Source organism: Saliniradius amylolyticus (assembly GCF_003143555.1).
Taxonomy (GTDB): Bacteria; Pseudomonadota; Gammaproteobacteria; order Enterobacterales; family Alteromonadaceae; genus Saliniradius; species Saliniradius amylolyticus.
On the sequence record NZ_CP029347.1, the window covers coordinates 223,618 to 245,519 of the forward strand.

Genomic DNA, 21,902 nt, shown 5'->3' on the forward strand with positions numbered 1-21,902 from the left:
TCTTTGGTTACTTGCATAAGTCCTCATCTAAGCGGATGCCTGCTGCAAAGTCGGCCTCTGGGATAGGCTGAACACGCACGATGCCTTTGTTGGATGTCATCCGGTGTATGTAGTTACCGTCACCAGTCGCAATACCCACATGGGTATATACACCATCGGCCCAGTTCCCATAGGTGTTCTTCAAAAACACCAAATCGCCGGGTTTCAGGTCACTGATACTGGAAACCTTCTGACCAAATTCGTCCGCGGCCAGAGAGTCGGCGTGCTCTGGCAGCAACTCATCCCCTGCTCCCAGCAAATGGGCATCCCAGGGGTTCTTTGATGAGATTGTTTGAAAGTGTTCACCGCAAGCGGCGGTTAATATTTCCCGGGTCCAGTTCATACATTGCTCCGCCTGGCCCACTCTGTATGGCTGATCAGCCCACGGTTTAGCAGCCTCGGAGATTTTTTCATTAATGGCCGGTGCGGCCAGAGAAGCCTGTGCGATGAATGCTGACGCCATAATGCTGAATCGAAGTAGCATGATTTTTATCCTTGTTGTTTGTATTTCATCCAACCTATAGTGACCGTTGGCCTATAACAAGATGGTATCTCACAGGTTTACCGATAGATCGATTGGCAGTATCAACTATCGCTCCAGGCGATAGTTATTCATTTATACAATCTTATTTGTCGGTATATGGTGCGTGTATCACTCAAACGACTGCGGGCGAGCATTGAATTATTTAAGCGCAACGGAATTGGTGGAGCTGTACCGCCGCAAGGAGGCCTCGCCGGTAGAGGTGATGACCGACTATATCCAGCAATATAACAAGGTGAACCCCAGCCTGAACGCCTTTAGTTTCACTTTTTTTGAGCAGGCATTGGCAAAGGCTAGTAAAGCCGAACAGGCTTATGCCAGCGGACAGGCAGGGGCTCTTGAGGGGCTTGCGATTGCAATCAAGGATGAAACCTATATTGAGGGACAGGAAACCACCAATGGCAGCCGCTTGCTGCAAGGGGATGTGGCAACCAGTACCGACCCTGTCGCAGAACGCTTAATTGCGGCTGGCGGGATAGTGCATGGCCGAACGACTACCCCAGAGTTCTCAACAGCGGCGGTAACCTGGTCCGATCTTTGGGGAGTGAGCCGCAGCCCCTGGAACCCCGAGGTGACCTGTGGAGGATCGTCCGGAGGCTCTGCGATTGCGGTTGCCAGCGGGATGACGGCCTTTGCCAACGGCACCGATATAGGTGGCTCGGTACGCATACCGGCGGCGTTTTGTGGTCTTTATGGTTATAAACCGGCCCATGGCTGGGTGCCGGAGATCGCGCCTTATAACATTGATCCTTACTGCCACCACGGTCTGCTCGCAAGGACGCTGGACGATATTCAGCTTGGATATCAGGTCATCCGTGGCCCGCATCAGGGGGATTTGCATTCTTTCGTGCCAAGGCCGCAGGAAGCCGATATCGTGTCGTTGAAAGATGTAAAAGTGGGCGTTAGTGAAGATCTTGGCTTTTATTCGGTAGAGCAGGATGTGCGACGTTGTCTTCGGCAGGCGGTTGGTGAGCTAACGCAAGCGGGCGTGGTCGCCACCGACATAACGCTCGACTGGGATGAACAGGTTATAGAAACTGCTAAGGTGCATCAGCGGGCCAACATGGGTCTGTATTTGGCCCAACGATGGAATCGTCCGGAAAATCGTGCGCATATGACCAGCTATCTCCGACAATACCTGGATAATGCTGAGGCCGTTACCGCCAAAAAAATACTGGAAGCCAACCTGTATCTTTGCCATATGTGGCAGTCTTTGTCACAGGTTTTCGCCCAGCATGATGTGTTGATTTGTCCGACGCTTTGCACCACTCAGGTGCCGGCCGATTTTGATTACAGTCGTCACCAAATTGAAGTAGATGGTCAGATTGTGGACCCCAACAAAGGTTGGTTTATGACCTATCCGTTCAATACCCTGGGCCAGTGCCCGGTTCTGACCATGCCGGTAGGAGAGTGTGATAATGGCATCCCCGGGTCTGTCCAGATAGTAGGGCGGCCTTATCAGGAACAAGCTGTGTTCGCTGTTGCTCGGCAACTGTCCAGGACCCTCAGTGCTGACTTTTATCACACGCGTTTCCCGGCCTTTGACTCGATAACACGGGCGGCGGTGTAAGCCATTAGCCGGAGAGAGAAATAATGCTAAGAATCCTACTCGCTTGTTGGTGTATGACTTTGTTGAGTGCCTGCCAGTCTCCCTTTACTAATTATGACTGGCAGCACTATCGCAATAGTGCCAGCGAAGTGGAGGTGCTTTTGGTTTCCGATCATACCCTGCCTGGGCATCTTAACTTGTCCAGTGGCGGTGCTGATGGACGCGAGCGCATCTACATCGATCCGACACTGTCTGAACTACAGAGCCAGTTCACGCAGTTGTCCGTCACCAGTCAGATCCTTAATGTGGAACAGATGGTCGACGGGCCTATAACAACGAAGGCCGATTTTGAACTGGCTTACCAGCGCTATGACCAGGTGTTGAAGACCGCCGTCGAAGCGGGTGTGACGATACTGGCGCTGCATTATGATGCGGACAAAATCTATGACGACATTGAGCCGGATAAAGTAGTCTATGAAGGTGGAGCTCAGATCATACTGGATGAGCGCAGTGTCGGTAACAGTGCGCGGTTACTGGCGGAGTCTCTGCTATTTCGTACGCAGGTTCTCAGGCAGCTTGAGGATACAGGCTTGCGCATCCGGCCCGGCTACGAAAAACAAATTCGGTTTCAGCCCAATCAAACCTTACATATTGTCGGTCACTCCGAGGGTGGGGCGTTGTTATTGGAAATTGGGGCGCAGGCGCAGGCAGAGCAACTATTTGGCGGACCGGATCAAACTGTGGCCGCCATTAAACCGGTATTAAGCTCTTTGGCGCGATCGGTTCAGCGCTTTCGCCAACAGTGGCTGGACTAAAGCCCTTAAGTGAGCGACTGGCCACGCTCGGTCAGCGTCTCCAATAACCAACTTAAGCATTGACCTGAGGCCTGCTCGGTCGGCCAGAGTAAATCCACACAATGGGGGAAGGTGACCCGCTGATGACTGGTGGGCACACGTACCAACTGGCCTTTTTCCAGCAGTGGCTCGACAATATGCATGGGCATCTCGGCCCATCCCAGGCCACGCTGCAACAGATCTAACATGGCTCGGTGAGAATTGGAGTACCAGATGTTACTGGTAATGTCCGACTCGAAGCGTCGAAAGCCGGTTTCGGTATCGGTGATCCGCAGGTGCCGGTGTTGGGCCAGATCCTGAGTGCTGACCGACTCGCTCTTTGCCAACGGGTGGCCTACTCCGACGACGGTGCAGTATTGGACCTGAGCCACGCCTCGAAAGGCAAAGTGCTCAGGGTAATCGTCCTGGCTGATGACGACCGCTACGTTTACTCTGTTGTCGGCAATAAGGTGGTAGGCCCGCTTATGGGTGGCCTGCAATAACATCAGTGAGGTTTGTGGAAAAACTTTCTCGAAGTCGGCGGCCACATCCAGCATCAGTGAATCCGGAATGGCCATATCGTCATAGGCCAGGCTGATTTCACTTTCTACATGGTCCATTAGGTTATCCACGCGGTAGCACAGGTTCCGGTGGCTCTTGAGGACAGCCTTGACGTCATTCATCAATGCCAGCCCTTCCGCCGTCAGTTTGGGGGTTTTGGAGGAGCGATCAAAAAGATCGAAGCCGGCGTCGATTTCCAGGTTGCCGATCAGGCCGCTAATAGACGACTGAGCCTTGCCCAATTTGCGCGCCGCACCAGAGAAACTGCCTGCTTCAACTGTGGCCATAAAAGCTCTGAGTTGTTCCAGAGAGAATTCCATATATCGCCTCAACCGATAGTAAATAACTTTTAACCACCATACTAATTGATGAATATGAGGTTCAACAAGATGAAAAGAATAAAATATCTGCGCATTTTGCTGTAGTGCAGGAATAAGCAAGCAACGTGTTGAGGAACCATCATGATAACTACAAATAAACGCCCGCTCGCTCTTTTGGTATCCAGTATCCTGTTTACAGGTGCGGCTTTCGCTCAGGAAGCATCAGAAGACGAAAAGAAATCAGATAAATTGAAAGAACAGGATATCGAGGTTATTCAGGTCTCTGGTGGTGGTCGTCTGACCACGGCCAATGAAATCCCGATGAATATTACTGCTGTGGGTCAGGCTGAACTGCGCCGTAAAAACATCACTAATATTAAAGATTTGATTGCCGACTCTGTCGCCATCAGTTCACCGGGCAATAACAATCGTCTGGCAGAGTCGGTCACTGTGCGTGGCCTGAATGTGTCCCCCGTAAATGCGAATAACCTGGAGCAGTTTGTTCGCACCACCGTGGCATATTATTTGGATGACACACCATTGCCGAACATCGCCTATCGCATCAAAGATGTGAATCGGGTGGAAAAACTATTAGGACCTCAGGGGACGTTATACGGTGGTGGTAGCCTGGGTGGCACCATTCGGTATATTACCAATCAGCCTGATTTGGATATGTTTACCTTCGACGCTAACGCCAGCTTGTTTCAGACCAAACACGGCGATTTAAGCTATGACACCGATTTCGTGGTCAATGTCCCTCTGACGGATACGCTGGCCCTGCGGGCGTCTGTGGCGCACCTGGATGACAGTGGTTATGTGGATCGTATCGCGAATCCGGTGTATTTCGATGAGGACGAGCGTCTGACACCTGACCCGAATCCCAATAAGAATCTTTATGAAGACGATGATTGGGAAGAAACTACCAGTGGTAAAATTGCCCTGCGCTGGCAGCCTGATGAAGATTTCCGTGTCACTCTGACTCATATTCAGCAGGACCAGATGGCTCACGGTACACGGGGTGCGAGTCGTTATCCGGTTGGTGAGGCCTGTGAACTGGAAGGGTTGACGGGGGATGCCTGTGATAACAAATACGACCGTTACAATACACCTTTTCAGGTTAACGACCACACCATTGTCTCAACCTACGAGGAGTTCTCGGATCGGGAATTTCGTCTCGACTCCATCGATTTCGACTGGACACTGAGCTTTGCCGATTTGCACAGCAGCACGTCTTACTTTAAGGATACCCGCGAGGGACAGGCTGATTATCTTGGTTATGGGCAAATCTATTACGGCTGGGTGCCTGGCCTGGGCTTAGGTGATATCGATCGCTCGGCCTACATTACTTATGACAACACTCATGAGGGCCTGAATCATGAAACGCGTCTGACCTCTACGACGGAAGGGCCGTTAAGTTGGATTGCGGGTGTTTATTACACTGATACCGAGAAGCGGCTGATTTTCTCCGAGTTTGTGCCTGGCTTCGACGCGGCCACCAACGCCTTCTACGGCTTTGATCGAGAGGCATGGTACGGTGATTCCCGTCTGGGTATGACCGATGAAGGCTACCATGAGAATTTCTATAATAATTACAAAGAGCTCGCCATTTTCGGTGAAGTTACCTATGCGGTCACCGACAAGCTGGATTTAACGGCGGGTGCACGGTTCTTTGATTACGAAGACCGTAATGAACCCACCATCGTGGATTACACCGGTATTACTGACAGTCGTTCGGATTCCGAGGCCAGTGGTAATGAGTCCTTCTTCAAGTTCAACGCGTCTTATCAAATGACCGACAATATGTTGGCTTATGCTACGTTCTCGCAAGGCTTCCGTCGCGGTGGCAGTAATGGCTTTAAAGATGACACCACCGTCGATCAAGACGGCAATACCGTTGACAAGGAGGTGGCCGACGATGCGCAAAATTATAAGCCAGACTCTACCGACAACTATGAGCTGGGTATCAAAGGATTTCTGCTAGACCGTGATTTGTACCTGCAAGCTAACGTCTATCGCATTGACTGGAATAATGTTCAGACCTACTTCTCACAGACACTGAATGGTATTTTCCCGCTGAACGGCACCACCAATGGACCGGATGCTAAAACACAGGGCTTTGAATTAAGCTCACGGTATCGGATTACCGATAACCTGACCTTCCGCTATGCCGCAGCGAAAACCAAAGGGGAGTGGACCGAAACCGCTGAGCGTTGCGTGTTTGCTCCTGTGGCCAATGCTCCCGATGCGGACCTTCAGTGCCGTAGCTGGGAAGACGGCGGTAATCTGGGTGGCACCCCAGAATGGCGCCACAACTATGGTTTCTCCTACGAGCAGGACTTTGATGAAGGCTACATGACCGCCAACATTGATGGCCGTTATGTCGGGGAAACACCCAGTGGTCGTCAGGACTTCCCCGATGAAGACGTCTACAGTCGAGACTCCTACACCACCTACAGTGCCAGCGTCAGCTATGGGCGCGATGACTGGAAGGTGTCACTGTGGGTGCAAAACCTTACCGACGAACGTGCGGAAACCTCGGGGCAAACCAGTGTGGGTTACGGTTGGAGAACCATCTTCGTTCAGCCCAGAACCATTGGTCTGAATCTGTCTTATAGCTACTACTAAGCCCTTGTAATACCGACCAGCCTCAATTTTGGGGCTGGTTTTTTCTTTTATGAAGGCGAATGATTATGACTATTGCGACGACAGTTTTCACGACACTGGCTGTGGGAGTTCTGTTTCTCTTACCCGTACAGGCCCAGCAAAATGTGGTGAAGGAAGATAAACCCCTCAGAAAAACCGAGAGTCGTTCCGAAGATAACCCCGGGGCAGTTCTCTCCGGTAAGGAAATTCCTTATTGGAAACAAACCAATAACGCGCATGAACCAGAGAGAACCTGTTCTCTCACCTCATTGGCAATGGTGACGGATTATTTTGGCTTTACGGACCCTTCTGTGAATGGCCGAAGCCCGGACTACCTGTTTAACCAGTTAGGAGGGGTCCTTCAGGATGTTCCAGCTCTGGAATGGGGATTCAATGAAATAGCCCGGCGTGCAGGTAGCGACAAGCGGGCAGAGAGTACCACTACGGGCACCATTCAGCAGCTCAGAGAGGCGGTAACATCGGGCAAACTGGCTATTATTCATGGCTGGTTTACTCAATCCGGTCATATTGTAATGGTGAAGGGCTTTGATGGAAGCCATTATATTGTCAATGACCCTAATGGACGATGGAACGAAGAAAAGTGGGGCAGTTATGACACCAGTGTGTCTGGCGAAGATCAGAAATATTCTAAGGCCGCGTTTGAGCATGCCATTAATGATAATGGCACCGGCGATGATCTCTGGTTACATATTTACGAGTAATCTCTGAGAGTTCGACAGACATAAAAAGCCTGCTCTTGCCAGAGAGCGGGCTTTTTTATATCCACGGCCTGTCAGCACACATAAGGCAGCTGGTGCCAGCGGTAATCAAAAACTGGACCTATGGCTTTTAATCACTCATGCCTAAGCTGGTCTCATTGTAATATGCCTTTTCGGGCTGACAGGAGACAATGGATGAGTGTAATTACAGTGGCCGGCTTACAGTTAGCCCTCCCCCCGAATACCAATAATTTCGACACTATCGCCAGTCAGGTACGCTCGGTGAAGAAGCGTTTTCCTCATTTAACCCTGGTGATGCTGTCGGAGCTGGCGACGTTCGGCCCCGCACCGCGCTTTGCCGAAACACTGCCCGGTGATATGGAAGAGAAATATCGGACGCTGGCCACAGAAACCGACCTGTGGCTCATTACCGGCTCCCTATTTGAACGCGCCGACGAGCGGGTTTACAACACTGCATCGGCAATTTCACCGCAAGGGGAAGTGGTGGCGAGGTATCGCAAGATGTTCCCATTCTTACCTTATGAAGAGGGCATTTCTGCCGGGGAAGAGGCGTGTGTATTCGATATTCCGGGCGTGGGCTGTTTTGGTCTGTCGATCTGCTACGACATGTGGTTTCCCGAGACTATCCGGGCTCTCACCTGGCAGGGGGCTGAGGTGATTCTGCACCCCACTCTGACTAACACCGTGGATCGCGACGTGGAGTTGTCGATCGCTAAGGCCAGTGCCGCGACCAACCAATGTTATCTGTTTGATGTCAACGCGGCGGCTCCTATGGGCGTCGGAAAGTCCATTATCGCTGGCCCAGGTGGCGAGACACTGCATCAGTCGGGTGCCGAGCAAGATGTAATGGTGATGGATATTGATATGAACTATGTTCGCCGGGTCAGGGAGACGGGCTGGAACAGCCTGGGCCAGCCTCTGAAAAGCTTTAGAGATCACCCTATCGACTACCCCCAATATCAGGCAGGCGCACGCTCCGGGTGTCTGGATAATCTGGGGCCACTCAGAAAACCAGGCTCCAAACTGGCCTAATGCAAAGTTGATAACTGGCTCTAACGGGCAAGTGGTCAGTTTTTCTACAGTCAGCCTTAAGCAAATTAAAAGAACAATAATCAGGACCAACAGGAAGAGACTATGAAACACAATCATCACAAAAACGGTCTGTTTACCTTATCTCCACTGGCACTTGCCGTGACCAGTGCCACCATGGCGGTGATGTCCTCCGGCACCTATGCCCAGGACAACAACAATGATGAAGCGAAGGTGGTAGAACGAATTCAGGTGACCGCCTCCCGTCGGGTGACGACGGTGGAAGAAACGCCTTACAACATCTCTGTGATAAACGGCAGCGATTTAAGTGACCGTAACATTGTCGACTCGGTGGAGATGATCCGCAACGTCGCTGGTGTGACGGCGGTGGACCGCGGCTACCGCAACTCAGGGGTTTTGAATAACATCATCATCCGCGGCATGAACGTGGACTCCTCGGGCAATGGCGACTTTGCCCTTAATGCTGCACCAACCGTATCTTCTTACGTGAACGATACCCCTCTGTTTGCCAACTTTATTCTCAAAGACATCGATGCGGTGGAAGTCCTGCGCGGCCCTCAGGGAACCCTATATGGCTCGGGCGCACTGGCCGGAACCGTGCGCTACAAGATGAAGCGGCCCGATCTGGATTACACCAGTGGCGCGGTAAGTGCCAGCATCAGTCGTACCGACGGCTCCGAGGGCATCAATCAGAATTATGACGCCCTGATTAACCTGCCGATTAGTGACAATCTGGCGTTTCGCGCCAACGCCGGTGTGATCCGTAACGACGGCATCGTGGATTATGCCAATGTGTATCAGCTGGACAGTAGCGGGGCGCCTGTGGCGGAAAATGGCGATATCGCTAACGGTGGACCGCTGTTTGAGAAGATCGAGGACGCCGACACCGTGGACATCGATTACGGACGCGCATCATTGTTGTTCGAGCCGTCCGAGACCTTCAGTGCCTTGCTGTCCTATCAGTACCAGTCTGATGATATCGGTGGACGTCGTCAGGTGACCACCGGCACCAACTGGGTGTCTGGCGAGGAGCAGGCCTATGATGAATATGAGAATGGGGCGATTCAGCGGGAGCCGAGTGAACGTAAGGTCGATCTGATGGCGTTGGAGATGGAGTGGAACCTTGGCTTTGCGACTCTCTCCTCCAGTACCTCAAAATACGAACACGAAGGCAGCTCTATCAGTGATAACACCGGCTTTTATGCCCAGAACAATTGGTTCGCCTGGTTCTATGGCGGCTCACCGCGCCCTATGGCGCAAGCGTCCCGTACCTATGCCGATGAAGGGGTGAGCCAGGAACTGCGCCTGGTGTCTAATAGTGATGGTCCATTTGACTGGATAGTGGGGGCCTTTTATATGGATCAGGACACCGAAGCCACGCAGGACAGCTTTATGCCGGGCTTCTCTGAATGGGCCATGGCCAGTGGTTTCGATGAGACATTAGCCTCCTGGGGTGGCGTGCTGGGCGATCAGGATTTTCTGTATCGCGACAGTGGTAACGTGAAAGATGTGTCCATCTTCGGTGAGCTGACCTATCACTTCAGCGACAAGCTTAATGCGACCCTGGGTGTGCGTCGTTTCGATAATGAGATTGCCAATGACACCATCATTGAGCTGCCTATTTACCCGGGGCCTTCAGAGGTGCGGTCCGAAAATGAAGAAAGCGATACCCTGTTCAAGTTTAACCTGTCTTATCAGATGAATGACGCAGCCATGCTGTATGCCACGGTATCAGAGGGCTATCGTCGCGGGGGGACCAGTGCGGTACCCTTGACCGGGGCGTTTGCCGAGAACCCTGACTACCTGACGTATGACGCCGATTGGGTGACCAATTATGAAGTGGGCATTAAAGGTAACACCGGAGAGCTTTTCTATTCCGCGACCCTGTACCGTATGAACTGGGAAGATCCTCAGCTTAACGTGGCTACGCCTAACTGGGGCTTTTATGCGGCGGTGAATGGTGAGTCGGCGCGCACCCAGGGACTGGAGCTGGAAACGCGCGGTTATATCAGCGACAACCTGCAGTATAACTTGCAGTATGCCTTTACCGACGCGGAACTGACTGATGACCTCTATGTGCCAGCCGGTACTCAGGCCAACCCCAGTGAGGTGTTAAGAGCGGAAAAAGGTGAGCGACTGCCCAGTACCGCCGAGCACACTTTCAGTGCCAATCTGGAGCATGACTATGATATTAACGCCGACTTCTATCTGGTCAGCCGTGTGGGCGCTTACTATCAGTCGGACTCCCGCAATGCGCTGGGCAGTAACCCCACCTTCGACATCGACCTGGACAGTTTCTGGATCGCCAATGCCAGTACGGCACTGCATGCTGACGACTGGAGTGCGACCCTGTATATTAAAAACCTGTTTAATGAGGAAGGTGTGACCGGAGTACTGTCGGAAGCCTACATGGGGACAGATCCGGCCGAGAACTTCTACGGTAATGCCTCCAAGAAGTACATCACTCAGCCAAGAACCATAGGAGTGTCCTTTAATTACCGTTTTTGATAATGCTTTAAGTGTAGAGCAACGGATCCGGCCTTTGATTGAGGCCGGGGATCGTCTGTCGGCTAAACAGGCTCTGGATCATTTAAGCTCAAGAGCCGCGTCGCCGGATGTCACAGCGGATACCGCCTACTGGTATTGCCACCTGGGCGATTACGCTCAGGCGGCCCGGCTGTATCAGTCTTTGTGCGAGGCGCATCCGGACAAACCGGCTTACTGGTATAATCTGGCCACCACCCGGCGAGTGCTGGGTGAGCTGGACGCCGCCGAACAGGCACTGGATCGTCAGCTGGCTCTGGACCCTGCCGATGGCGAAGGGCAATATCTGCGCAGCCAGCTAAAAACGCAGTGTTCCGACTCGAATCATGTAGCGGAGCTTCGTCAGCAGCTCGGCAACCCCGATCTGCCGCCAAAACAACGTGTGCACTTGTATTATGCTCTCGGCAAGGAGCTGGAGGATATAGGCGCCGATGAGCAGGCCTTCGACGCCATAGCAAGGGGCGGGTCGCTGCGACGAAAGTATCTGAAATACGATGTGGCGCAGGACGAACGGATCCTAAGAACCATCCGGGCCAGCTGTGACAATGAGCATTTTGCCCGTCTTCCGACGGGTAAGAGTGAGGCCAGTCCCATCTTTATTCTGGGCTTGCCCAGAACCGGTTCGACTCTGGTGGAAAATATCCTGGCGGCTCACAGTCAGGTCGCCATGGGCGGTGAACTCAATGCCTTTTCTCAAACCATGATGCCGATGCTGAGTAAGCTCACCAGCGGCAGTGTGCTCGATGCCATCGGCGCCTGCCCGAAGCTGGATTTTAACGCACTGGGGCAAGGCTATCTGTCAGCCACCCGGCACTTGCAGGGCGATAGACCTCACCTGACCGATAAGCTGCCGCTGAACTTTCTTTATACGGGTCTAATCCAAAAGGCTTTACCTAAGGCCAAAATCATCCATGTGCGGCGCCATCCTATGGATGCGGTATGGGCAATCTACAAGCACCTGTTCACCCATGCCTATCCCTACTCTTACGATCCAAAAGACATTGCCCGCTACTTGCTGGCCTATGAACGGTTGATGGAACACTGGCGCAAGCAACTTGGTGAACGGCTGATCGAAGTGGACTATGAGGCGTTGGTCACTCAGCCCGAGCCGCAGATGCGACGACTGCTCAGCGCCTGCGCATTGCCGTTTGAAAGCCAGTGCTTAGACTTTTTTAAGCAGCCCCGCAGTGTGACGACGGGCAGCGCCACCCAAGTTCGACAACCTGTCTATACCAGTTCGGTGGGGCGTTGGAAGCGATTCGAATCCCAGCTGAGCGATGTCTACGAAACCTTTGTCGACGCCGGCTTAGCTATGGACTGAGGGGCAGAGTTCCAGACAGCTTCTCACCTTGCTGGGCTATCAGGTGCTGCATTAGGTCGAGAAACACGTCCACTTTCTTAGGTTCGGCCGCGCCTTGTTTATGGACCAGGGACTGCTCGAAGGGATAGTGATAGCACTCGGGCTTCAAAAAGCGGAACCGTCCTTGCTCGACATCGGTTTGAATATAGTGGTAGGGCAGATAGCCGATAAACCGGCCTGAGGCGATCAGGGCTTTTCGTGAGTCAAACTGATAGGCGCTGGCGCCGGGTTTGAGTTTTTTTAGTTGTTCCCGGCCATCCGGACTGATCTCAAGACCCGGCATGACCGCCGGGAACCCGGCCAACAGAGCATCGTCAATGTTGGCATCGTCTGTCTCAAACAGCGGATGTGAGCGGGCGCAGCATAGGTACAGGTGCTCCTGGAACATGGGCGCATAATGCAGCCCGGCCACTTTTCGATAGCCGGGAAACAGACCTATGTGAGCCTTGTCGCGCAGCAGCGCCTGCTCAATATGGTCGATGCGCTCACCGTCCAGAGTGATGGTTAACTCCGGCGCCTGTTGATTGAGCCTGGCCACAACCTGAGCCAGCAATTCTAACCGTTGTTCATCCAGAATGTCGGCGTGCAGTATCACCAACTCGCCACTCAGCGCCTGACTCAGACCCGACACCGCGCCGGAAAACTCGCCCAAAGCGGCAAACAGTTTCAGACAAGCCTTGTAGACCACCTGGCCATCCGGTGTCAGCACAAAGCCACTGCGCCCCCGGCTACAAAGCTTCAGTCGCAGCCGGGTTTCCAGACTGCTCATATGAATGCTGATGGTAGAACGGGTGATGCCCAGCTCGTCCTCGGCGGCGGCGAAGCCGCCATTTTCCACCACGGCCTTAAACACACGCAACAGTTTAAGGTCGTATTCGGTCACGGCGCGATGTTGAAACAAGCTCATCGTTAAGTTTTATGAAATCAAACTAAAGGTTGAATGTTTGTTATTTAACGCCTTTCGCGTTGTTGATGCAATAGCTGTCATCACGCATTCGATATGAGATTCCAATGAACCAGGATTTTGCAGGATTACTGAAGCAGGGCTCTTACATCAACGGCCAATGGCATCAGTCGGATAACCGCTTTGAGGTGACCGATAAAGCCAGTGGTACCGTTTTGGCGCGGCTGGCCGATGCCGGAACAGAGCAAGCCGAGCAAGCCATTGAGGCTGCAAGCCAGGCGTTTAGATCATGGTGTAAGACCACGGCCAAAGAGCGCAGCCAACTACTGAGGCGCTGGTTCGACTTGATGCTGAGCCATCAGGATGCGCTGGGTCGATTACTGACTCTGGAGCAGGGCAAACCCCTGGCCGAGGCCAAAGGTGAGATCGCGTATGGGGCGGGTTATGTGGAATGGTTCGCCGAGGAAGCCAAACGGGTTTATGGCGATACGATACCGCCACTACAAAACAGCCAGTCGATACAGGTAGAAAACTCTCCCGTGGGGGTGGTAGCGGCAGTAACGCCCTGGAATTTTCCCAACGCGATGATCGCTCGCAAGGCCGCTGCTGCCCTGGCCGCTGGTTGTACTTTTGTGGTTCGTCCGGCTGCGCAAACCCCTCTATCGGCACTGGCTATGGCGGAACTGGCTCAACAGGCTGGTATTCCCGAGGGCGTGTTGAACGTGATCACGGGCACCGATGCCAGAGGGATTGGCCGGGTGCTGACACAGTCTGAGAAAGTCGCCAAGTTTAGCTTCACCGGGTCCACTCAGGTAGGTCGTCAGCTGATTGCCGACTGTGCCATTACGGTCAAACGCGTCTCCATGGAGTTGGGAGGTAATGCGCCCTTTATTGTGTTTGACGATGCCGATATCGATGCGGCGGTGACTGGCGCCATGGCGTCAAAATTTCGCAACGCCGGACAAACCTGTGTCTGCGCCAATCGCTTTATTGTGCACGAAGCGGTGATGAATGAGTTTGTCGACAAGCTGAAGACAAAAATACGGGCCTTACGCTCGGGTCATGGACTGGAGCCGGTGGATATGGGGCCGCTCATCAGCGAGCAGGCTGCCAAAAATGTTCACGCTCTGGTGCAGGACTCGCTCGCAGAGGGGGCCGAATGTCTGCTAGGTGGGGACTGGAAGGGCGGTGCATTCTACCCGCCCACCCTGGTTACCGGCGTGACCGAATCCATGCCTCTGGCACAGGAGGAGATTTTCGGCCCGGTGGTGGCGGTGCTGTCTTTTTCCGATGAACAACAGGCCATAGAGCTTGCCAACCAAACCGAGTATGGACTGGCCAGTTATTTCTACAGCCGGGATATTGGTCGGGTTCATCGAGTGGCGAATGGTTTGGCGTTTGGGATGGTGGGTATCAACGAGGGGGCTATTTCCAATCCCACCGCGCCCTTTGGCGGCATTAAACAATCCGGTTATGGCCGGGAAGGGTCCAAATATGGGCTGGATGATTATCTGAATATTCAATACCGCTGTTTGGGAGGCTTAGCATGAGTACCAATGCATCACTTCAAACGCGCAAGCAAAAGGTGTTTGCGCAAGGACAGGGCAACCTGTATCCAATTTTTGTCGAACGGGCTGACAATGCCGAGGTTTGGGATGTCGAAGGCAATCGTTATCTGGACTTCGGCACCGGCATCGCGGTGTGTAACACAGGGCATGCCCATCCCAAGGTGGTGGAGGCGGTGCAACAGCAAGTTGCTCACTTTAGCCACTCCTGTGTCATGATCAACCCTTATGAATCGGCGGTGGCACTGGCCGAACGTTTAACTCAGTTGGCGCCCGGCGACAGTGATAAGAAAGCGATTTTTGTGACGACGGGGGCCGAGGCGGTGGAAAACGCGGTGAAAATCGCCCGTGCTCATACCGGTCGTCGGGGAGTGGTGGCCTTCAACGGCGGATTTCATGGCCGCACCAACCTGACCATGGGGCTGACCGGCAAGATAACGCCCTACAAGGACAAGTTTGGTCCTTTTCCCGGTGAGATCTATCACGCACCTTTCCCTTCGAAGCTGCATGGTGTGTCGGTGAAAGATGCGCTTAAAGGCTTAGAAACCCTGTTTAAAGTGGACATTGCTCCCAGCGATGTGGCGGCCATTATTATTGAGCCGATCCAGGGCGAAGGGGGTTTCTATGTGGCTCCGCCTGAGTTACTGCAGGCATTGCGTAAGCTGTGTGATCAGCATGGCATTGTGCTGATCTGCGATGAAATCCAGTCCGGTTTTGCCCGCACCGGGCATTGGTTTTACACCGAGGCAGCGGGCATCGAAGCCGATATTATGACCATGGCCAAAGGCATTGCCGGAGGCGTACCTATTTCGGCGGTGGTGGGAAAAGCGGCGATCATGGATGCGCCCCCTGCCGGTGGCTTAGGGGGTACCTATGGAGGCTCCCCCCTTGGTTGTGCGGCGGCGCTGGCGGTATTGGATGTAATTGAGCAAGAGTCGCTGCTTGAGAAAGCCAGGTGGATTGAGCATCAGTTTATGGAAACGCTGGGCGCGCTGAAACAACGCTACCCGGATCTTGTCGGCGAAGTACGCGGTGCCGGAGCCATGATCGCCATGGAGTTGGTTAAAGACGGCCAGGCCGATAAGCCGAATCCAGAGCTGACCAAAGCCCTTATTGGCAAAGCCAGTGAGTACGGGCTTATCCTCTTGGCCTGTGGGTTCTATGGCAATGTAATTCGTTTATTGCCGCCGCTGACCATCCCTGAAAAGCATCTGACAGAAGGCTTGCAGGCGCTGACTAAGCTGTTTGACGATTGCGTAGTGCGCTGAGCAGAGTATCCAGCACGCCCTGGCTGTCCACGTCGGTGCAGATATTGTTAACCGGAACGTCTTCCCAACCGGCCTGCATAAACTCAAGGTGAGGTGGGGCGATAGCGGTCTGGCCGATGGCCAGGCCTTCTGCGATCACGCGGACCCTACCTGGCTCATGGTTAAATAAAGCGGGATTCAGCAGATAGGCGATGGTGGAGGGGTCATGCACCATACAGCCATCCAAGCCCATGGCCTGGCGGTAAAAGTCGATGTAAAAGGCGCTGGCCTGCTTTAGAAACTGGCCCTGAGTGTCATCAGGTAGTGTGGCTAACAGGGCCTCGTTGAGTATGGTTTTTTCGGTGACATCCAGTCCTACCATTGTGATGGGCCAGTCGGCACCAAAGACTAAATCCGCAGCGTGCGGATCGGCGTACATATTAGCCTCGGCCACGGGTGACACGTTGCCTGTAGTATGAGCCGCACCACCCATCACAACCACTTGTTTTACCCTTTGGGTCATCGAGGGGTCGAGTTGCAGTGCCAGTGCCAGGTTCGTCAGTGGGCCCAGCGCCACTAGCGTGATATCTCCAGGCTCCTCGCGGGTGGCCTGAACCAGGTAGTCGGCCGCAGGCAGTGACTGGGCCAATAAATCCGCTGGCATTGTGGGCAGAGGAAAGTCACCGAAGCCGCCTTGACCATGGACATGAGCGGGATACCCATTAGGCGGAATTATCAAAGGTGCAGCAGCCCCGGTATACACAGGTAAGTCATGTGCAAACTGAGACAGAAAAAGCGCGTTTTGAGTGGCCTGCTCGACGCTGACATTACCGAACACGGTGGTCAGCGCTTTTACTCGCAACTCGGGGCTATTCAGCGCCATGCAAATGGCCAGGGCGTCGTCGACGCCAGGGTCGGTGTCGATGATGATCTTAGTCTTTGTAGTGGTCATAGATGCGTTCGATATCAGTAATTGTCCATAAAGTAATGCACTTCATCGGCATTGGGGATGGCGTCCATAGCGCCGTGCTGGGTAACACTGATGGCAGCAGCCGCAGAAGCCTGAGAGAGTGCCGTCGAGGGAGTCAGGCCATTATCCAGTGCGGCAATAAAATAGCCGATAAAGGTATCGCCCGCTCCGGTGGTATCCACCGCCTGTACCCGAAAGCCCTGAGTTGAGACCCGTTCGGTGGTGCTCTGGTAAAGGGCGCCCCGGCTTCCCAGAGTGACCAGTATCGCCAGGCTCGGGGCCTGATGATGAAGCTGTTGCAGGGCGTTTTCCAGATCCTCGGTGCCGGTTAAGTCGGTGAGCTCTATCTGGTTAATGATGAGCAGATCCAATAACGACAACAGTCTGTGCACCTTATCTTTATCCATGGGGGCGGGGTTAAAGGCGACTTTCATACTGTGCTGCTGCCCTTTATTGGCGGCGGCCTCGATGAGGTTGGTCTCATTTTGCAACAGCAGCCAGTCGTCGCTTTCGGCATTAGCTAATTGCCGCTCGAGCCAGGACAAATGATTGCGGTGGTTGGCGCCAGGGCTCAATACAATGGCGTTATCCCCGTCAGGCATCACCTGAATCATGGCCTGGCCCGTGGCTATGTCTAATTGCTCTATCCCTGAAGTGCAGACCCCGAGCGAGGTCAAATGCTCTAAGGCCGGATCAGATTGCTTTAATGCGCCGATATGGTGAACGTCGGCGCCTGCTTTTGCGAGGGCCACTGACTGATTTGCTCCCTTACCACCGAGAAATACCTGATAACCGAGGCTGGAGAGCGTTTCACCTGTGCGCACCAGATGTGGCACGGTAAACACATGGTCCCAGTTGATGGAACCGAAATTATATACCGCCATGGAGATTCCCAGAGCCTGTTACTGGATGGGACTACTTTAGAGACTTGTTGAGCCAGTCGCAATCGGGCAAGGCGAGTTGATCAGTCCCACTTGTAAAAATAAAAAGGCCGGTCCAAAGGACCGGCCGAAACAACTCCAGCGAGAGGGCAAATTCTTGCCAGAGTATCCTGTGGTTAGAACTTCACAGAAGCGTTCACAAACCAACGGGTACCACCATCATTGATAAGCTGGAAGATCCCGCCCCAGTTCTCCTGAGAGTTCTGGGTGCGATACAGCTCACCGGTCAGGTTCAGACCCTGCAGGTTAAGGGTCAGGTATTCGTTGACCTCGGCTGATAACGCCACATCCACAGAGGTAAAGTCCTCGGTCAGAGACGCTGTGCCGATACGGAATCCGTTAAAGAAGCCACCGCGGTGGTTCGCCATAATCCGGGCACTGTAGGTCTCATTCTCCCAGTAACCTGTGACGTTCCACATTTTCTCTGAGTTACCGGGAAGGTTCAGGCCGGATACGCCTTCTTCATTGGTAACGGATGCATCAGTCCAGGTGTAGTTGGCGACCATACCAAAGCCATAGCCGAGTTCGGTCTGGAATTGGGCTTCAATACCATCCAATTCTGCAGAACCACCATTACGGGTACGGTTGATGATAAATTTTTGTTCATAACCGGGTACCGATTCTTCGGCGCTGAATCCAAACAGGAAGTCGTCAATGTCCTTGCGGAAGTATGTGATGCTCGCCAGAGACGCTTCATCAAAGTACCACTCGATGCCTAAATCGAACTGCTTGGCACTCCAGGGATTCAGGAAGGGGTTACCCGCTGAGCCAGTGAAGGTGGTATCGTTGAAACTGAAGGTATTCTTCAGGTCTTCGTAGTTAGGCAGAGCAATGACCTTGGCGGCCGCAAAGCGGACGATCAGATCTTCATTAATGTTGTACGCCAGGTTCAGGCTAGGCAGCACTTCCGTGTAATCGTTCTCGGTTTTAACGTTTTCGATCCAGACATCATCACCGGCATTGTATTGGTTAGCGATGGAATCCAGTTGATAATCCACGTAGCGCAAACCGAAGTTGCCTCGGTAGTTTTCACCGTCGAACTTGGCCATCGCGTAGGCGGCGATACGATCTTCGGTGATTTCGTAGAAGTCATTCAGCGACTCACGTTGTTTGGTAAAGCCCGCATACTCCAGTGAGAAATCTTTAACGCCGTTCAGATCAAACAGGGGCAGACAGGTTAACGTTGTGTCCTTACGCTGTCCCTCAAACAAGCCGCACTCAGTATCCACAAATGACAGGTCGCCGATAGTGGGCGTGTTCTCCAGAATACTGTCGGGAATGTTACTGGTGAAGTTATACAGGTGACGTTCCTGAGTCAGGGTGTGATACTTCAGACCGGTTTTAATCGCTATTACAGGACCCATGTCTACCGGAATCTCAAAGTCTGCCTGAGCATAGCGCTGCTTGTTGGAGTCGGTAATATGAGCGTTGTCTTCACGGAATTCTAATGGGTAGCTATTGGGATCGGTCGGGTCGAAACCATCAAAGGTCACCCCAAGCTTATTGCCGGTCAGATCCAGTGTCAGTTGCTCGTCGCCAGTCAGACCGGCCTGATCCATATTAGAGGTGTTGATCTTACCGAAGAAACCAAACACTTTGATATCGCCAGAAGCCTCGGTTTGACCGAGCTGGAAGTGAGCGTCGAAGTTATCATGTTGATAGTCGATTTCTACATCGAAGGTTTCGGCGGTAGGCTCGGTATTACGGAAGAAGGTGTCAGGACCAAACCAGTAATCATTGCCGGGATCGCCGGTTATGTCGCTTAAATAAATATCGTGTTTCAATGCACCCGTTCCGGCACCAAATTCCTGAGTGTCGGTGACATTGCGGATTGTGCCCGCACGGCCGGGAACCACCAGGTAGTTTGAGTTAACGTTATTGGCCGCCAGCGAGAAATGCAGGTAGTTAGCGGTAATATCCAGTGCGTCGGTTGGGCGGTACTGGGCGGTCAGATTGAAAGCGCTTCGTTCACGCTGTTGCTGGAAAACCGCGTGCCCGGCCCCCCAGGTGGCATTGGTTGCACCGCTGGTGTCATCAACAAGCTTATTGCTGATGCCGGCACCATAATAGTTTTCCATGCCATCATAGGTAGTAAATCGTTCCTGATGGGAAACGGTCGCCAGTACGCCCCAGGTTTCGTCTTCACTCTTCCAGCTGTAAAGACCGGAAAGGGCGGGATCCCACCGTTCGGCGTTTTCTGAATATTGATATTCAATGGAGCCGCGGAAAATGTTCGGGTCCAGATCCAGCGGGCGACGAGTCTTGATATTGACGGTGCCGCCAATGGAACCTGCGTTCAGATCGGCCTGAGGAGACTTGTATACTTCAAGGCCAGCTACCAGCTCAGAGGCCAGCATATCAGAACGGAAGCCGCGAGTAGGACGGTAGCCCTCGAACCATTGCGCCGTCGCGATGGCCTGATTATTAAGATAAGTCATGCTCAGAGACGGGTCTAAGCCACGAATACTGACGCCGTCAGCTTCACCAAAGCGACGTTCAACCGCGACACCGGGAATCCGCTGCAGGGCGTCACCGACGTTCTTATCCGGGAATTTACCGATATCTTCAGCCGTGATGGCATCCACCACCTGAGATGAAAAACGCTTTACGTTCAGGTTTTCCTGTTGAGACGCAGCAAAGCCGCGAATCTGAATGACTTCGACGTCTTTCTGATCGTCTTTTTTGTCTTCTTCCTGCGCTAGTGCAGGTGCTTGGTAGGCGGTAACCATGGCTGCTGCCAGGGCTGATAAACGCCATATCTTGGATTTTGTGTGCATGAATTCTCTCCGTTCCCTACATCGGTTATTTTTCTTTATGACAACGGTGTCATTACCGCTTAAAAAATACACCGTCATTAACAAACTTATACAAGCCGTTTACAAAGGTCAAATATTATATTCCATTTTACCAATTGTTTTTTGTTTAAGTTATTCCTTATCGATCCAGCTGGGAAAGCGCACAGGATTCGCCTGATAGTGCTGCTTTAAAGGCTGTGCATAATGCCTGAGTCCCTCATAAAAGAAGAACACTTCCCCGAGTAAACCTGCTTCTCGATTGGCCTGAAGCATGCGAATAAAAAATTCATCGTCGGGGTTGTAGTCATCGACTTGTATCAACATTCCGGGGAAAAAACGGGCCTGAGCCGAGTCGGGCATGGCCTGAATATTGTCTTTTAAGGTCTGACGGTAGTTGTCGATGTCGTAGCGATAGACCTGGGGAATGAGTAGGTCGACACTGCCCTGGCGGACCCACTGCGGCCAGTCCTGCAAATATTCCTTTTTGGACCAAGGGTAGACGGAAGGTGACCAGGAGACGATCACTTCCGGATCGGCGTTCTTAACGGCCTGATAGAGTGTCTGCGCGTATTGGCTCAGTTTGTCGGCCCGCCACTGAACCCAGTCGGGATCTTTATGATCTCTGGGCGGCTCGGCGCCATTATGCTGTTGGCGATACTCGGCGACGACATCCGGGTTGTAACCGGCATTGGAAGGTAGCGCAGGCAGGCGATCATCGCCTTGAACACCGTCGATGTCATAGTTATTCACCACCTCAAGTACCAGAGAAGTCATAAAATCCTGTACGTCCGGGTCGAAGGCGTTCAGCCACTCAAAACGATTCTTACTGGCTAACCGGCCGTGTTGGTCCATTGCTTGCCAGTGTGGCTTTTTGTCTATCAGCACGCCACCCTGCTCGTCGTAAGAGGCGGCGAAGCCAAATTCGAACCAGGCGAAGACTTTGATGTTCCTGGCGTGGGCGGCATCAATAAGCTCCTGCAACGGATCCCTGCCGACATTTTTGGGGTCCATGAGCGGATCCATGGCAACGCCGGTCAGCTGCTTCATGATCGCCGAGGGATATAGGGTCTGAGCCTTATTCCAGGTCACCACAAAGATGGTGTTAATGCCAATGTCGGCGCACAGATCAACAGCCTGTTGAATATTTGTTTGGCTGTGCAGGGCCTCAGACGCTACATTGGTGAGCCACACACCGCGCACCGCTTCAGGCAAGGATGATGTCGTTTGCGCCATGGTACTGGCGCTGAACATCAGCATCAAAGAGAGTATAAAACGCATAGGATCGAACCTTTGGTAGAGA

General features: G+C 53.0%; 16 protein-coding genes. 9 read left to right on the forward strand and 7 right to left on the reverse strand.

The annotated features are described in order from the left end of the window. Window positions 1–7: 7 nt before the first annotated feature. Window positions 8–523 carry an NlpC/P60 family protein gene (locus HMF8227_RS01125; RefSeq protein WP_204101016.1) on the reverse strand — a complete coding sequence of 172 codons (516 nt, stop codon included), beginning with the start codon at window positions 521–523 and terminating at the stop codon, window positions 8–10. Between the two features lie 193 nt (window positions 524–716). On the opposite strand from HMF8227_RS01125, the gene HMF8227_RS01130 reads away from it, so the two are divergent. Then, window positions 717–2,150, forward strand: a complete 1,434-nt coding sequence (locus tag HMF8227_RS01130; RefSeq protein ID WP_162558442.1) for an amidase — start codon at window positions 717–719, stop codon at window positions 2,148–2,150. A gap of 23 nt (window positions 2,151–2,173) precedes the next feature. Continuing rightward, window positions 2,174–2,944 carry a hypothetical protein gene (locus HMF8227_RS01135; protein WP_162558443.1) on the forward strand — a complete coding sequence of 257 codons (771 nt, stop codon included), beginning with the start codon at window positions 2,174–2,176 and terminating at the stop codon, window positions 2,942–2,944. A gap of 5 nt (window positions 2,945–2,949) precedes the next feature. On the opposite strand, the gene HMF8227_RS01140 is transcribed toward HMF8227_RS01135, so the two are convergent. Next, window positions 2,950–3,843, reverse strand: a complete 894-nt coding sequence (locus tag HMF8227_RS01140; RefSeq protein WP_109338429.1) for a LysR family transcriptional regulator — start codon at window positions 3,841–3,843, stop codon at window positions 2,950–2,952. A 141-nt stretch (window positions 3,844–3,984) separates the two neighbouring features. On the opposite strand from HMF8227_RS01140, the gene HMF8227_RS01145 reads away from it, so the two are divergent. From HMF8227_RS01145 to HMF8227_RS01165, 5 genes are all read left to right on the forward strand, one after another. After that, the gene (locus HMF8227_RS01145; RefSeq protein ID WP_109338430.1) at window positions 3,985–6,468 is read left to right on the forward strand and encodes a TonB-dependent receptor; all 2,484 of its coding nucleotides are present in this window, start codon (window positions 3,985–3,987) and stop codon (window positions 6,466–6,468) included. A 65-nt stretch (window positions 6,469–6,533) separates the two neighbouring features. Beyond that, window positions 6,534–7,208 carry a C39 family peptidase gene (locus HMF8227_RS01150; RefSeq protein ID WP_204101017.1) on the forward strand — a complete coding sequence of 225 codons (675 nt, stop codon included), beginning with the start codon at window positions 6,534–6,536 and terminating at the stop codon, window positions 7,206–7,208. Between the two features lie 192 nt (window positions 7,209–7,400). Further along, a complete protein-coding gene (locus HMF8227_RS01155; RefSeq protein WP_109338432.1) occupies window positions 7,401–8,258 on the forward strand; it encodes a carbon-nitrogen hydrolase family protein in 858 nt (285 codons plus the stop codon). A gap of 102 nt (window positions 8,259–8,360) precedes the next feature. Continuing rightward, a complete protein-coding gene (locus tag HMF8227_RS01160; protein ID WP_109338433.1) occupies window positions 8,361–10,784 on the forward strand; it encodes a TonB-dependent receptor in 2,424 nt (807 codons plus the stop codon). A gap of 34 nt (window positions 10,785–10,818) precedes the next feature. Beyond that, window positions 10,819–12,141 (forward strand): tetratricopeptide repeat-containing sulfotransferase family protein, encoded by a 1,323-nt coding sequence (locus HMF8227_RS01165; RefSeq protein WP_109338434.1) that lies wholly within the window; start codon window positions 10,819–10,821, stop codon window positions 12,139–12,141. Here HMF8227_RS01165 and HMF8227_RS01170 read toward each other — a convergent pair. Then, on the reverse strand, window positions 12,131–13,087 hold the full coding sequence (locus HMF8227_RS01170; RefSeq protein ID WP_109338435.1) for a LysR family transcriptional regulator: 957 nt from the start codon (window positions 13,085–13,087) through the stop codon (window positions 12,131–12,133). The genes HMF8227_RS01165 and HMF8227_RS01170 overlap by 11 nt on opposite strands. A gap of 104 nt (window positions 13,088–13,191) precedes the next feature. Between HMF8227_RS01170 and HMF8227_RS01175 the strand changes: the two genes are divergently transcribed. Further along, window positions 13,192–14,634, forward strand: coding sequence for an NAD-dependent succinate-semialdehyde dehydrogenase (locus HMF8227_RS01175; protein ID WP_109338436.1), 1,443 nt, complete (start codon window positions 13,192–13,194; stop codon window positions 14,632–14,634). Next, window positions 14,631–15,917 (forward strand): 4-aminobutyrate--2-oxoglutarate transaminase, encoded by a 1,287-nt coding sequence (gabT, locus tag HMF8227_RS01180; RefSeq protein ID WP_109338437.1) that lies wholly within the window; start codon window positions 14,631–14,633, stop codon window positions 15,915–15,917. The genes HMF8227_RS01175 and gabT overlap by 4 nt, the downstream gene beginning before the upstream one ends. On the opposite strand, the gene HMF8227_RS01185 is transcribed toward gabT, so the two are convergent. The 4 genes from HMF8227_RS01185 to HMF8227_RS01200 all read right to left on the reverse strand — a co-directional run bounded on the left by HMF8227_RS01185 (window position 15,886) and on the right by HMF8227_RS01200 (window position 21,880). Continuing rightward, window positions 15,886–16,848: a nucleoside hydrolase gene (locus HMF8227_RS01185; protein ID WP_109338438.1), complete on the reverse strand. Its 963-nt coding sequence runs from the start codon at window positions 16,846–16,848 to the stop codon at window positions 15,886–15,888. The two genes, gabT and HMF8227_RS01185, sit on opposite strands and share 32 nt — an antisense overlap. Before the next feature lie 14 nt (window positions 16,849–16,862). Further along, window positions 16,863–17,750: a ribokinase gene (locus HMF8227_RS01190; RefSeq protein ID WP_109338439.1), complete on the reverse strand. Its 888-nt coding sequence runs from the start codon at window positions 17,748–17,750 to the stop codon at window positions 16,863–16,865. Between the two features lie 173 nt (window positions 17,751–17,923). Further along, the gene (locus HMF8227_RS01195) at window positions 17,924–20,584 is read right to left on the reverse strand and encodes a TonB-dependent receptor (RefSeq protein ID WP_162558444.1); all 2,661 of its coding nucleotides are present in this window, start codon (window positions 20,582–20,584) and stop codon (window positions 17,924–17,926) included. Window positions 20,585–20,734: 150 nt separating this feature from the next. Further along, entirely contained in the window at window positions 20,735–21,880 is a 1,146-nt protein-coding gene (locus HMF8227_RS01200) for a glycoside hydrolase family 10-like protein (RefSeq protein ID WP_109338441.1), read from the reverse strand. Window positions 21,881–21,902: the final 22 nt, after the last annotated feature.

Coding starts and splice junctions, on each gene's coding strand:
- HMF8227_RS01195 (WP_162558444.1), bottom strand. CDS start 20,584: ATGCACACAAAATCCAAGATATGGCGTTTATCAGCCCTGGCAGCAGCC.
- HMF8227_RS01175 (WP_109338436.1), top strand. CDS start 13,192: ATGAACCAGGATTTTGCAGGATTACTGAAGCAGGGCTCTTACATCAAC.
- HMF8227_RS01135 (WP_162558443.1), top strand. CDS start 2,174: ATGCTAAGAATCCTACTCGCTTGTTGGTGTATGACTTTGTTGAGTGCC.
- HMF8227_RS01160 (WP_109338433.1), top strand. CDS start 8,361: ATGAAACACAATCATCACAAAAACGGTCTGTTTACCTTATCTCCACTG.
- HMF8227_RS01150 (WP_204101017.1), top strand. CDS start 6,534: ATGACTATTGCGACGACAGTTTTCACGACACTGGCTGTGGGAGTTCTG.
- HMF8227_RS01170 (WP_109338435.1), bottom strand. CDS start 13,087: ATGAGCTTGTTTCAACATCGCGCCGTGACCGAATACGACCTTAAACTG.
- HMF8227_RS01145 (WP_109338430.1), top strand. CDS start 3,985: ATGATAACTACAAATAAACGCCCGCTCGCTCTTTTGGTATCCAGTATC.
- HMF8227_RS01185 (WP_109338438.1), bottom strand. CDS start 16,848: ATGACCACTACAAAGACTAAGATCATCATCGACACCGACCCTGGCGTC.
- HMF8227_RS01140 (WP_109338429.1), bottom strand. CDS start 3,843: ATGGAATTCTCTCTGGAACAACTCAGAGCTTTTATGGCCACAGTTGAA.
- HMF8227_RS01155 (WP_109338432.1), top strand. CDS start 7,401: ATGAGTGTAATTACAGTGGCCGGCTTACAGTTAGCCCTCCCCCCGAAT.
- gabT (WP_109338437.1), top strand. CDS start 14,631: ATGAGTACCAATGCATCACTTCAAACGCGCAAGCAAAAGGTGTTTGCG.
- HMF8227_RS01125 (WP_204101016.1), bottom strand. CDS start 523: ATGCTACTTCGATTCAGCATTATGGCGTCAGCATTCATCGCACAGGCT.
- HMF8227_RS01200 (WP_109338441.1), bottom strand. CDS start 21,880: ATGCGTTTTATACTCTCTTTGATGCTGATGTTCAGCGCCAGTACCATG.
- HMF8227_RS01190 (WP_109338439.1), bottom strand. CDS start 17,750: ATGGCGGTATATAATTTCGGTTCCATCAACTGGGACCATGTGTTTACC.